The sequence below is a fragment of the Xanthomonas campestris pv. campestris str. ATCC 33913 genome, assembly GCF_000007145.1.
In the GTDB taxonomy this organism is placed as follows: Bacteria; Pseudomonadota; Gammaproteobacteria; order Xanthomonadales; family Xanthomonadaceae; genus Xanthomonas; species Xanthomonas campestris.
In genome coordinates, this window is the sequence record NC_003902.1 from 2,330,780 (window position 1) to 2,342,976 (window position 12,197).

The window sequence follows — 12,197 nt, forward strand, 5'->3', positions numbered from 1 at the left end:
CGCCTGCAGGTGGCGGAGCGAGAGTACGCATGGCGATCGACGATCTGCTCGACGAACACGAACAAGGTGAACGGGTTCGTTCCTGGTTGAGAAAGAATGGTGCGGGTCTGATTGGCGGAGTCCTGCTGGGACTGGCCCTGATCCTGGGGTGGCAGTGGTGGCAGAAGCGCAACACGACCGCGTCGGTGGAAGCCAATGCCCGCTACGAGGCCGTGGTCAAGTCCATCCAGGGCAAGGACCTGGACAAGGCCGCCAAGGACATCGTGGCGCTGGACGACGGCAAGGGTGGCGTTTATGCCGAGCTCGCTGCGCTGCGCCTGGCCAAGGCCCAGATGGATGCCGGCAAGACCGCCGAAGCGATCAAGACATTGCGTGATGTGCCCGCCGAAGGCGAGCTCAAGCAGATCGTGCAGCAGCGCCTGGCGCGCGTGCTGACCGACAGCGGCAAGCCGGATGAGGCGATCAAGCTGCTGGCCGACGCGCAAGATCACACCAGCCTGGAAATCCGCGCCGATGCGCTGGTGAAGCAGGGCAAGCGCGACGAAGCACGCGCGCTCTATACCAAGGCACTGGCAACGGTGGATGTGGCATCGCCGCAGCGCCGCCTGCTGGAAACCAAGCTGATGGATGTGGGCGGCACCGTGCCCGATCCGGCGGAGCCGATTTGATGAAGCAGGTTGATATGTACAAGCGCGTTGCATTGATCGCCCTGATGGGCATGTCGCTGGCGGGGTGCAGCACCGTCAAGGGTTGGTTCGCAGGCAAGGACGCGGCTGCCAAGAAGGCGCAGGAACCGGCCGAACTGGTCAAGTTCGAGCCTTCGGTCAAGGTCGACAAGCTGTGGTCCACCGGCGTGGGCAAGGGCGAGGGGCACATCGGTGTGCGTCAGCGTCCGGCCGTGGCCGATGGCAAGGTGTATGCCGCCGCCATCACCGGTGGCGTGCAGGCGCTGGATCTGCAGACCGGCAAGCGCGTGTGGGAATACAAGCCCAAGAAAGAAGAGCGCAACGATCGCAAGTTCAAGCAGCGCCTGTCCGGTGGCCCGGGTGTGGGCGAGGGCCTGGTGGTGATCGGCACGCTGTCCGGTGACGTGATCGCGCTGAATCAGGCCGATGGCACCGAGAAGTGGCGGGCCAAGGTACCGAACGAAGTCATCGCCGCGCCTGCCATCGCGCAGAGCCTGGTGCTGGTGCGCAGCAACGACGGCCGCGTGAGCGCGTTCGATGCAGCCACCGGCGAGCGCCGCTGGTTCCATGCCGAGGAAGGTCCGACCCTGTCGGTGCGCGGTAATGCGCCGATCGTGACCGGCCCGGGCGTGGTGTTTGTCGGCAACGATGTCGGCACCCTGAGCGCCCTGGCGCTGCAGGATGGCCGCCCGTTGTGGGAACAGGCCATCGGCGTGCCGGAAGGCCGTACCGAGCTGGAGCGCATGTCCGACGTGGACGGCGCCCCAGTGCTGGATGGCACCACCCTGTATGCGACCAGCTTCAAGAACGAAACCCTCGCCCTGGAAGGCCCCAGTGGCCGTCCGCTGTGGACACGCGATCACGGCGGTGCCGGTGGTCCGGGCGTGTCGTCCAGCGTGGTGGTGGTGGCCGACAACGCCGGTTCGGTGTGGGGCCTGGACAAGTCCAGCGGTGCGGCGATGTGGTCGCAGGCTGCGCTTGCACGCCGCTCGTTGACCGGTGTGGCCATTCAGGGTGATTACGCCGTGGTGGGGGATTACAAGGGCTACCTGCACTGGTTGAAACTCAGCGACGGTGCTCTGGCCGCGCGCGCTCGCGCTGGACGCGACACGCTGCTGGCACAGCCGCTGGTCGTCGATGGCATTCTGCTGGTACAAAATACCGACGGCGATATCACCGCCTTCCGGTTGGCACAATAAGGACCTTGCGATGCTGCCCCTGGTCGCCCTGGTTGGACGGCCCAATGTCGGCAAGTCCACCATCTTCAATGCGCTGACGCGCACCCGCGACGCGCTGGTCCATGACCAGCCTGGCGTCACCCGCGACCGTAACTACGGCGTCTGCCGGCTCGATGAGCAACAACCCTTCATCGTGGTCGATACCGGCGGTATCGCCGGCGACGAAGAGGGCTTGGCTGGAGCCACCGCGCGCCAGGCACGTGCTGCGGCTGGCGAAGCCGATCTGGTGTTGTTCGTGGTCGATGGCCGCGAGGGCGCCTCGTCGCTGGACGACGAAATCCTGGCCTGGCTGCGCAAGCTGGCCCGGCCGACCGTGCTGGTGATCAACAAGATCGACGGTACCGATGAAGAATCGGTGCGTTCGGAGTTTTCGCGCTATGGCTTCTCCGATGTGGTGGCGCTGTCGGCCGCGCATCGGCAGGGCATCGACGACCTGCTGGAAGAAGTCGGCGCGCGTTTGCCGGAAGAAGGCGCGGGCGAACTGCTCGATAACGACCCCGCGCGCGTGCGTATTGCATTCGTGGGCCGTCCGAACGTGGGTAAGTCGACGCTGGTCAATCGCCTGCTGGGTGAGGAGCGGATGATCGCGTCGGAAGTTCCGGGTACGACGCGCGATTCGATCGCCGTGGACCTGGAGCGTGACGGGCGCCAGTACCGCCTGATCGACACGGCCGGCCTGCGTCGCCGCGGCAAGGTGGAAGAGGCGGTCGAGAAGTTCAGCGCGTTCAAGACGCTGCAGGCGATCGAGCAATGCCAGGTCGCGGTGCTGATGCTGGATGCCACCGAAGGCGTAACCGATCAGGACGCGACCATTCTCGGTGCGATTCTCGATGCGGGCCGCGCACTGGTGGTGGCGATCAACAAGTGGGATGGGCAGAGCGACTATCAGCGTGCCCAAGCCGAAGACCTGTTGTCGCGCAAGCTGGGCTTTGTGAACTGGGCCGAGGCAGTGCGGATCTCCGCGTTGCACGGCTCGGGCATGCGTGAGCTATTTCAGGCGATCCATCGTGCGCATGCATCGGCCACGCATGAGTTCAGCACCAGCGAAGTGAACCAGGCGCTGGAAATTGCCTACGAGACCAATCCGCCGCCGAGCATTCGCGGGCATGTCTCCAAGCTGCGTTACGTGCATCCCGGTGGCGCCAATCCGCCCACCTTCATCGTGCATGGCACGCGCCTGAAGGTGCTGCCGGAGTCGTACAAGCGTTATCTGGAAAACTTCTTCCGTAAGCGCTTCAAGCTGGTCGGCACGCCGGTGCGTTTCATTTTCCGCGAGGGTGCCAACCCGTACGAGGGCAAGAAGAATCCGCTCTCCGATCGGCAGATTGCGCGCAAGCGTCGCCTGATGCGGCACGTCAAGGGCAAGTAAGCCGGCACGGCGCGCTGGTATCCTGCGCGCCATGACCGACTATCCCTCCCGCATTCCTTACGCACGGGCACTGGAGATTCTCCACGCCGTAGCGGCGAACAACCGCCTGCCCGACGAGAACATCGCCACCTCGCGTGCCGACGGCAGGATCTCCGCCGCCGATCTGATCGCGCCACTGTCGCTGCCGCCGTTCGCCAATAGCTCAATGGACGGCTTTGCCGTGCGCCACGCCGATACGCTGGGCGAGGACGTGCGTCTGCAGCTGGTGGGCGAGCAGTTTGCCGGCGACTCCTGGAACGGCACGCTGACTGCCGGACACTGCCTGCGCATCACCACCGGCGCGCCGTTGCCGGCCGGTGCCGACACCGTGGTGCCGAAGGAAGACGCCGACGAGCAGGCAGGTCTGGTGCACCTGCGCACGCACCCGACACTGGGGGCGGCGGTGCGGCTGGCGGGCAGCGACGTGCGCGCGGGCGATCTGGTGATCCAGCCCGGCCAGGTCCTTACCCCGGCGCGGATTGGCCTTGCCGCTGCGCTGGGCGTGTCGCGGCTTGCGGTGGCGCCGCGCCCGACCATTGCGGTGCTGGCGACCGGTGACGAGCTGGTGGAGCCGGGCATGCCGCTGGGGCCGGGGCAGATCTACAACAGCAACCGCGACATGTTGATGGCGCAGCTGCGGGCACTGGGCTATGCGCCGACCGCGTGGCCAACCTTGCCGGACGATCCGCAGCGCATCCGCACCATGCTGGAAGATGCGGCGGCGGCCTTCGATGTGGTGATCACCTGTGGCGGCGTGTCGGCTGGCGAAAAGGACTATCTGCCTCGCCTGATCCAGGAATTGGGGCAGATCCATTTCTGGCGCGTGCGTATGCGCCCGGGGATGCCGGCGGTGTTGGGGCAGATCGGCCGCTGCCTGGTGTTGGGCCTGCCGGGCAACCCGGTGTCGGTGCTGGCGACGTTGATCGCCTACGGCGTGCCGCTGCTGGATGCCCTGCAGAGCCGCAGCGAGCCGCGGCCGGTGTGGCATGCGGCCTTGTCGGCGCCCTGGGACAAGAGCCACGAACGCCTGGAGTTTCTGCGCGGCCGGCTGGACTGTGGCGCCGATGGCCGCCTGGTCGCAACGCCCCACCGTGGCGACGCCTCGCATCTGCTGCGCGGCGCGGCCGACAGCAACGTATTGATCGTGCTGCCGGAGCCGGCGCGTCACTACGAAGCGGGCGAGGTGGTGCGGGTGATTCCTTACGCGCTTTAACCGCCGTGCGTCAGGCTGGCGTGCCGCAGAAGGTGGCGTAGTCGGCATAGCCGGGAAATGCCGTGCCTGGTGCGCACACCGGGCACTGCGGATCGGGCGGCAGGCGGATCTCGCGAAAGCGCATGGCCAATGCGTCGAAGCTGAGCAGGCGCCCGGCCAGGCTGTCGCCGAGCCCGAGCAAGAGCTTGATCGCCTCGGTCGCCTGCAACAGGCCGATCACGCCGGGCAGCACACCGAGCACACCGGCCTCGGCGCAACTGGGTGCGAACTCCGGCGGCGGCGGTTCGGGAAACAGGCAGCGGTAGCACGGCAGCTGCCCGCGGTGGCGTCCGGCATCGAACACGCTCAACTGCCCTTCGAACTGTTGCACCGCGCCATACACCAACGGCTTGCCGAGCTTCACGCAGGCGTCGTTGAGCAAATAGCGCGCCGCGAAATTGTCGGCGCCATCCACCACCACATCGACGTCCTGCAGCAGGGCCTCGATGTTGCTGGCGGTCACGCGCGTCTGGATGGCGTCGACCTGCACCCGCGGATTCAACGCGGCGATGCGCTGCGCGGCCGACACCACCTTGGCCATCCCGACGCTGTCTTCGGTATGCAGGATCTGGCGCTGCAGATTGCTGCGATCCACCACATCGTCATCGGCCATGCGCAGGTGCCCGACGCCAGCGGCGGCAAGATAAAACGCGGCCGGCGAACCGAGCCCACCGGCACCGATCAGCAGAACACGCGCGCGCGCCAGGCGCTGCTGCCCGTCGATGCCCACCTGCGGCAGGCGCAGATGCCGTGAGTAGCGTTCCAGGAAATCCGTTTCGTCTGACGGCAGCGTCGGCCGTACCAGCGGCAGCCCGTCGCGCGACCAGGCAGTGGTGCCGCCGAGGACCGACAGCGCGTGCGGATAGCCTTGCTCGCGCAGCTGCGCGGCGGTCTGTGCGGAGCGTTTGCCGCTCTGGCAGATCAGCAGGATGTCGCGATCGCGGTCGGGCAGATGCTGCGCCGGTGCCTGCTCCAGATCGGCCTGTGCGATGGCAAGCGCGCCTTCGGCCTGGCCGCTGACGCGTTCGTGCGGTTGGCGGATATCGATCAGCAAGGCGCCGCGCAAGGCGCGGGCACGGGCTTGGGCAGGAGAGAGGTCGTGGCTCATGCGGCCATTGTCGCGCAAAGCCTCCATCCGATGACGCACCTGTGTGTTGCGCAACATCCGAGTGGCCGGCATGAAGAGCGCGTGCGGATCACGCTGGATGTGCATGTGCCGATCACACGGCTTAGGCCGGTACGTGGCTGTAATCCAGCGCTTACCGGTGTGGCGCCAGTTGCGCGCTCGCGCCTGGTTCGTCCGCCCATTGCCGAACGCAGAACGCGCAGTGCGCCATACCTGCAGCCGGCTTCAGGAGAATGTCATGACCCCACTTTTTTGCGTATCGCCTGCGCATTGCAGACGCGCAATACGCCACCCGTTGGCGTTGTCGATCGCGCTGCTGCTCAGCCCAGGCGTGCACGCGCAGGAGGCCGCACCCGACGGCACTGCTGCTGCGCAGCCAGCCACCGCGCAGCCAACCTCCACGCTGGATGCGGTGCAGGTGCGTGGCGTGCGCAGCAGCGTGGAAAGCGCCATTTCCACCAAGCAGGCACACAAGGAGATCAGCGATTCGATCGTGGCCGAGGACATCGGCAAGCTGCCCGACAACAGCGTTGCGGCGGCTCTGCAGCGGGTGACCGGCGTGCAGGTGGCGCGTGCCGGCGGCGAAGTGGGCCAGGTGCTGGTGCGTGGCCTGCCGAACGTCGTCACCACGCTGGACGGGCGCAATGTCTTCACCACGGTGGGGCGCGACATGGAGTTGGCGGATGTGCCGGCGGAGTTGCTGCGCAGCGTGGATGTGTACAAGACCACCGGTGCGCAGTTCCAGGAAGGCGGCATCGCCGGCGTGGTGGATGTGCATCTGCGGCGGCCGTTCGATTTCGACGACGACAGCACGATTGCCGGCAGCGTCAGCGCATTGCGCGGCGATCAGGCGGAAAAGACCGTGCCCAATGGCAGCCTCACCATGAGCCAGCGCTGGGAGACCGGGGTGGGGCGCATGGGCGTGATGGGCAGTGTGGCCTACCAGCGTCGCCCGTATCAGGAGTCCAACACGCTCTACGGCACTTATGACCTCAAGCCGAATCCGCTGGAGCCAGCGCAGCAGCTCTACGTGCCGTACAGCGCCGGCGGGTTGATGGCGCGTGGCGACCGCAAGCGCAAGTCGGCCAATCTCTCGTTTCAGTGGGCGCCGAGCGACAACAGCGAAATCTACATCGACACCTTGTACATCGGTTACGACAACCGGCCACAGGTGAATTACTGGCTGCCATTCCCGGGGCTGGCGAACGCGGAAAATACCGAATCGGTGAGCGTGCGCCCCGGCAGCAACGTGCTCGATGGCCTGGTGGCGCGCGATCTGCAGACGCTGTCCAGCACGCAGGCGCACAAGAACGCGTCGGACACCTACCAGGCCGCGCTGGGTGGGCGCTGGAGCGGGGAGCGCGTTAAGCTGAGCACCGAGCTGGCGTACACCTACAGCGATGCGAAGAATCGCGCATTCACGCTGGACATGGACACGCGTGCGCCGCTGCTGCACATGCGATCGGGCGGTGGCGCGGCCGATACCTGGATCACCCAACGCGATGGCAGCCCGTATGACATCACTGCGCCAGGCAACTGGGTCTTGCGCCAGTACTACGACAGCTGGAACCGGCAGCGCGGCGAAGAATGGGCCTGGCGCGGCGATGCCACCTTCGAGCTGGATGCCGGGCCGCTGACCTCGCTGGAGGTGGGCGCGCGCGCCAGCCGGCGCACCGCGACCAATCATTCCGGCGACACCGGTGCGCGCGACAACATCACCGGCGCGCCGATCCTGCTGAGCGACGTGCCCGGGCTGGCATCGGTAACGCCAGGCAACATGCTCGACGGCGCGCGCGCGTTCACCAGCGATCGCTGGGCCTCCGCCAACCAGGACGTGCTGCTGCAGCAAAGCGCACGCCTGCGGACGCTGATGGGGCAATCCCCGGAAGCGCCGCTGGAAAATCCGGCGTTGTTCTTTGATGACCGCGAAGACAACTACGCGGTCTATGCGCAGCTGAACTATGGTTTCTCGCTGGGGCCGGTGCCGGTGGATGGGCGGATCGGTGCACGCGCGACGCGGCTGGATTCCAGCCTGGAGGGCAGCCAGTCGCTGGACGGTGTGCTGAGCCCGGTGAGCATCGATCGCCGCATCGACAAGGTGTTGCCCAACTACAGCGCCAACTTCACCTTGTACGAGAACCTGATCCTGCGCCTGGCCGGCAGCACCACCATTACGCGGCCGGAGTTTGCCGATCTGAACCCGCAGCTGGCGTTGTATCAGTCGACCGAATCGCTGCCCGCGCGCGGCAATGGCGGCAACCCGCAGCTGCGCCCGGTGGAGTCGCGCAATGCCGACCTGTCGCTGGAGTGGTACTTCCGCCCGGGATCGCTGCTGTCGCTCGCCGGCTTCCATCGGGACATCGACGGCTATATCCAGAACTACGCCGCCGATGAGCTGATCGACGGCATCACCTATTCGATCAGCCGCCCGCGTAACACCGGGCAGGGCAGTTTGAAGGGCGTGGAGGTGGGCTATACGCAGTTCTATGACTTCTTGCCGGGCTGGTTGTCGGGCTTCGGAACCCAGCTCAACTACACCTATATTTCGGCCGAAGCCGACTCACCCGAGGGCGTCAGCCAGCCGCTGACCAATGTCTCCAAGAACGCCTACAACGCGATCTTGATGTACGAATATGCACGCTTCTCCGCGCGCGTGGCTTACAACTGGCGCGGCGATTATGCGGTGAGCTTCAACAGCTCCGGTGACCAACCCGAGCAGATCAACCAGGGGCGCGAAAAGTGGCTGGATGTGGCGTTCAACTACGAGTTGAGCGAGCGGCTGACGGTGTTTGCCGAGGCGACCAATCTGCTGGGCACCACCACCGATAATTATTTTGCCCAACGTGGTGCGTTTCCGCGCGAAGTTGCATCGCCCGAGCGCACGTATTCGCTAGGCCTGCGCTTCCGGCTGTAACGCGCGCTCGACCGCGTGGGAGGCACGTTGGCGCCAAGCTCACCCGCTGCTGGGTAGCGTGGACGCGTAAAGGAGACCCCATGACCCCTGATATCGACGCACAACTGAAAACACTGGCCGACGAACTCCCCGAGCTGCGGCGGCGGCATCCCGATGACTTCTGGGATGTGTTCCATGCACGCGCAGAGGCCATTACCGCTGCGGTGCAGAGCAAAGAGGATGCCGCGCAGGTGACCAAGCGCATCGACGACATGCTTGCGGCCAACCAACTTGGGCCGGCGGACCCTGGCGCTTAGCACCGATGGTGTAACGCGCATTCTTGACGCAGATGCGTGATGGATACAGATCGCCGCTCTTGCGGCGATCTGTATTTGCAGCGAGAGATGTGGCAGAAATCGGTCAAGCGACGGTGCTCGCATGACCGGCGCCAGGCTTATTCGCCGTTGATGCGTCCACTTTCGCCCGCGCGGTACAACGTGCCTGCGGGATCGACGGCAGCGCGATCCTGTTGTTGGGTCTTGGACCGCATGGCGGAGAGTGCATCCGCCACGCGCGGCATCAGCCGGGTCACGGTGATATTTGCATTGGCCATCGCGCCCACCTTGACGTCGCGGCCGCCGTGTTCGGCCGCATGCAGGATGGCGTTGGCAACGCGCATCGGTTCGATCAGCGGCGGCGGTAGTTGCGGTTCTGCTTGCATGTAGTTGCGCGCATGCTGCGGATAAGGCGTGTCCACCGCGGTGGGTTGAATCAGCACCACCGACACCGGCTGTTTGGCCAGGCCTTCGATCTCGATGCGCAGGCTGTCGGTGAAGCCTTTCACCGCATGCTTGGATGCCGAATACATGCCTTGCCAGGGGACCACGGCCTCCGAGGCTTCGCTGCCGATGTTGATCAATGCGCCGCCGCTTGCGGCCAGGTGCGGGAGCGCGATGCGCGAGCCATAGACCACGCCCCAGAAATTGATATCGAACATGCGCCGGCTGTCGTGATCGTCTACGTCCTGTAACAGGCCGAAGATCGCCACGCCGGCATTGTTGACCCAGGTGTCGATGCGGCCGAAGCGTGCGATTGCCGTGTCTGCGGCGTGTTGCAGCTGCGCCGGTTCGGTGACGTCGGCGACCACGGCGATGGCCTGGTGGCCCTGTGTGGTGAGCAGGTCGGCCACTTCCTGCAGCACACCGGCGCTGCGCGCGACCAGGACGACACTGGCGCCTGCTTCGGCGGCGGCCAGCGCGGTGCACAGGCCGATGCCGCTGGAGGCACCGGTGATGACAATGACCTGCTGGTGGAGAGGGCGATGCTTGGCCATGGCGTAGCTCCGTGGAAAGTCCTAGACGCTAGGCACGCGTTGCTCATTACGCAGTGAAGCCAGTCTCGAGCATCTTCACGTGCGTCGCGCGCAGCGGCAGGTGTGAAGTCTGCGCATGCGCCGGGGGCGCATGTGGAGTGCGATTCACGTGCTGCTGCGTGCACCGAGTTCAGCGTGCCAGGCATCACCGCAACAAGAGCAGACAGGCAATGACGATGCACGCGTCTACCACCGACCATGTTGGGCACGCAGCGCAGCGTCTGCGCGATGACGCTGCGGACGCGACAGCGGAGACCCAAGGACGGATTGCACAGGCACCGCAGCGCGATGTGCTCCCGGCCTTGCTGCGAGACGGCTATGCCTTTGTGTCCAGACACTGCGACGCGCTGGGCAGCGATGCGTTTCAGGCACGTCTGGCGCTGCAACAAGTGGTGTTCGCGCGCGGGCCGGATGCGCTCGCCACCTTCTATCACCCAGGCCGCTTCACCCGCGTTGGCGCGATGCCGCCGACCACGCTGCGCTTGTTGCAGGGACGCGGCAGCGTGCAGCAGCTCGATGGCGATGCGCACCTGCAGCGTAAGCGCCTGTTCCTGTCGGTGCTGACACCTGCCGAAACCTCGCGGCTGGTGGCGTGCTTCGAGGAGGAGTGGAGCCGGCAGGCAGACACCTGGGCGCGTAGCGCACACATCATCCTGCAGCAGGAAGCCGAACACGTGCTCTGCCGCGCCGCGTGCCGATGGGCGGGGCTGCCTCTGCGCGCGCAACAGAGCAGGCCACTTGCACGCGACCTGGGTGCGATGATCGATGGCGCGGGGGCGTTCGGGCCACGTTGGGTGCGCGGATGGCGCGGCCGTCGCCGTGTGGAGCGTTGGGTGGCACGTGCGGTTCGCAATGTGCGGCGTGCCGGGACAGCGCCCGAGGCCAGCATCGCAGCCACAGTCGCCTGGCACCGCGATGCGGACGGCGTGCTGTTGAGCGTGCACACTGCGGTAACCGAGCTGATCAACCTGTTGCGCCCGATCGTGGCCGTGGCGCGCTGGATCAGCTTCTGCGCGCTTGCCCTGCATGAGCATCCGCCGCTGCGCTCGCGCCTGCGCGCCGGTGAGCCCGGTCTGTTGCAGAACACTGTGCAGGAAGTGCGCCGCTTCTATCCTTTTTTTCCGCTAATTGGAGGGCGGGTGCGCATGCCGTTTGTCTGGCGAGACCGGCATTTCAAGCAGGGGGACTGGATGATGGTGGATCTGTATGGCACCAATCATCATCCTGCGGTCTGGCGCGATCCCGAGCGTTTCGATCCCTCGCGTTTCGAGCACTGGAAAGGCAGCCGCTACGACTTCGTGGCGCAGGGCGGCGGCAGTGTCGAACGCGACCATCGCTGCCCCGGGGAAAACCCGAGCATCGCACTGCTGATGTCTGCGCTCAGCCTGCTGGCATCCAGCGATTACACGTTAGCGCCGCAGGATCTGCGCTACCCATTGAATCGTTTTCCAACGCTGCCGCGCAGCGGCGTGGTGCTACGCGATTTTATTCCGCCGGTGTCGGTAGGCGGCGTTGTCCAGAGTGCGTGAGGGGGTGTTGCGCCGCAACAGCCTTTCTTCGCCATGTCTCGACATGCGCTCGACGAGCGAGTCACGCCGCGCGGGCCAGCATCCTTGCACCACATCCCTTTGGAGAACTGCCCATGAAAACTGCATCCCCACTCCTGGCCGGCCTGGCATTGTCGCTTGGACTTGCGATGAGCGCGCAGGCACAGACCGCTACCCAGCCCGGCAGTAACACGGCACCTAAAAGTGCAGCCACCGCCGCGCCCAGCGAAGACGAGCAGGAAGCACTAGGGATGCTCAGCGCGATCAATACCAGTGAGATCAACGCGGCCAATCTGGCGCTGCAGAAGCAGGCCACCGGCGGGGTGCGTGATTACGCCACGCGCATGATCAAGGAGCACACCGAGAACAATCAGAAGATCGCCAAGTGGTCGCCGGATACCTCTGCGATGGGTGCCAAGCTGCAGATGACCAAGGGCAAGGCAGAGCTGAGCAAACTGCAAAAGCTCGAGGGCGACCAATTCCAGGTCGCCTACATCAAGGCGATGGTCAAGGACCACACCGACGCACTGGAAGCACTGGATAAGAAACTGATCCCGGCAGCGCAAAACCCGCAGGTGGCCGAGCACCTGAAGACCACGCGCCATCACGTGGCCGACCATCTCGCCGCCGCCAAGGCCCTGCAAACCACCACCAAGAATGCCGGGGTGCAGTAAG

The 12,197-nt window shown here is 65.6% G+C and carries 10 protein-coding genes; 8 read left to right on the top strand and 2 right to left on the bottom strand.

Features of this window, described 5'->3' with window-relative positions; all coding sequences use genetic code 11:
• Window positions 1–29: 29 nt before the first annotated feature.
• Genes XCC_RS10310 through XCC_RS10325 form a run of 4 tightly spaced genes read left to right on the top strand, consistent with a single transcriptional unit; the run spans window position 30 to window position 4,545 of the window.
• The gene (locus XCC_RS10310) at window positions 30–668 is read left to right on the top strand and encodes a YfgM family protein (RefSeq protein WP_011037148.1); all 639 of its coding nucleotides are present in this window, start codon (window positions 30–32) and stop codon (window positions 666–668) included.
• Complete coding sequence (gene bamB, locus XCC_RS10315; protein ID WP_014507731.1) at window positions 668–1,885, top strand: outer membrane protein assembly factor BamB; 1,218 nt, start codon at window positions 668–670, stop codon at window positions 1,883–1,885. Before XCC_RS10310 ends, bamB begins: the two co-directional genes overlap by 1 nt.
• 10 nt (window positions 1,886–1,895) lie before the next feature.
• On the top strand, window positions 1,896–3,293 hold the full coding sequence (gene der, locus XCC_RS10320) for a ribosome biogenesis GTPase Der (protein ID WP_011037150.1): 1,398 nt from the start codon (window positions 1,896–1,898) through the stop codon (window positions 3,291–3,293).
• A 31-nt stretch (window positions 3,294–3,324) separates the two neighbouring features.
• On the top strand, window positions 3,325–4,545 hold the full coding sequence (locus XCC_RS10325) for a molybdopterin molybdotransferase MoeA (RefSeq protein WP_011037151.1): 1,221 nt from the start codon (window positions 3,325–3,327) through the stop codon (window positions 4,543–4,545).
• A gap of 10 nt (window positions 4,546–4,555) precedes the next feature.
• On the opposite strand, the gene moeB is transcribed toward XCC_RS10325, so the two are convergent.
• Entirely contained in the window at window positions 4,556–5,749 is a 1,194-nt protein-coding gene (gene moeB, locus XCC_RS10330) for a molybdopterin-synthase adenylyltransferase MoeB (protein WP_043877763.1), read from the bottom strand.
• 199 nt (window positions 5,750–5,948) lie between these two features.
• Between moeB and XCC_RS10335 the strand changes: the two genes are divergently transcribed.
• Window positions 5,949–8,624 carry a TonB-dependent receptor gene (locus XCC_RS10335; protein WP_043877762.1) on the top strand — a complete coding sequence of 892 codons (2,676 nt, stop codon included), beginning with the start codon at window positions 5,949–5,951 and terminating at the stop codon, window positions 8,622–8,624.
• A gap of 80 nt (window positions 8,625–8,704) precedes the next feature.
• Window positions 8,705–8,920, top strand: a complete 216-nt coding sequence (locus tag XCC_RS10340; RefSeq protein WP_011037154.1) for a hypothetical protein — start codon at window positions 8,705–8,707, stop codon at window positions 8,918–8,920.
• 137 nt (window positions 8,921–9,057) lie between these two features.
• Here the strand turns inward: XCC_RS10340 and XCC_RS10345 are convergent, their stop codons facing one another.
• A complete protein-coding gene (locus XCC_RS10345) occupies window positions 9,058–9,936 on the bottom strand; it encodes an SDR family oxidoreductase (RefSeq protein ID WP_011037155.1) in 879 nt (292 codons plus the stop codon).
• A 209-nt stretch (window positions 9,937–10,145) separates the two neighbouring features.
• On the opposite strand from XCC_RS10345, the gene XCC_RS10350 reads away from it, so the two are divergent.
• Window positions 10,146–11,504 (top strand): cytochrome P450, encoded by a 1,359-nt coding sequence (locus tag XCC_RS10350; protein ID WP_019237687.1) that lies wholly within the window; start codon window positions 10,146–10,148, stop codon window positions 11,502–11,504.
• A 113-nt stretch (window positions 11,505–11,617) separates the two neighbouring features.
• On the top strand, window positions 11,618–12,196 hold the full coding sequence (locus XCC_RS10355) for a DUF4142 domain-containing protein (RefSeq protein ID WP_029628964.1): 579 nt from the start codon (window positions 11,618–11,620) through the stop codon (window positions 12,194–12,196).
• The last annotated feature ends 1 nt before the right edge of the window (window position 12,197 follow it).

Coding starts and splice junctions, on each gene's coding strand:
- XCC_RS10310 (WP_011037148.1), top strand. CDS start 30: ATGGCGATCGACGATCTGCTCGACGAACACGAACAAGGTGAACGGGTT.
- bamB (WP_014507731.1), top strand. CDS start 668: ATGAAGCAGGTTGATATGTACAAGCGCGTTGCATTGATCGCCCTGATG.
- der (WP_011037150.1), top strand. CDS start 1,896: ATGCTGCCCCTGGTCGCCCTGGTTGGACGGCCCAATGTCGGCAAGTCC.
- XCC_RS10325 (WP_011037151.1), top strand. CDS start 3,325: ATGACCGACTATCCCTCCCGCATTCCTTACGCACGGGCACTGGAGATT.
- moeB (WP_043877763.1), bottom strand. CDS start 5,749: ATGTTGCGCAACACACAGGTGCGTCATCGGATGGAGGCTTTGCGCGAC.
- XCC_RS10335 (WP_043877762.1), top strand. CDS start 5,949: ATGACCCCACTTTTTTGCGTATCGCCTGCGCATTGCAGACGCGCAATA.
- XCC_RS10340 (WP_011037154.1), top strand. CDS start 8,705: ATGACCCCTGATATCGACGCACAACTGAAAACACTGGCCGACGAACTC.
- XCC_RS10345 (WP_011037155.1), bottom strand. CDS start 9,936: ATGGCCAAGCATCGCCCTCTCCACCAGCAGGTCATTGTCATCACCGGT.
- XCC_RS10350 (WP_019237687.1), top strand. CDS start 10,146: ATGACGATGCACGCGTCTACCACCGACCATGTTGGGCACGCAGCGCAG.
- XCC_RS10355 (WP_029628964.1), top strand. CDS start 11,618: ATGAAAACTGCATCCCCACTCCTGGCCGGCCTGGCATTGTCGCTTGGA.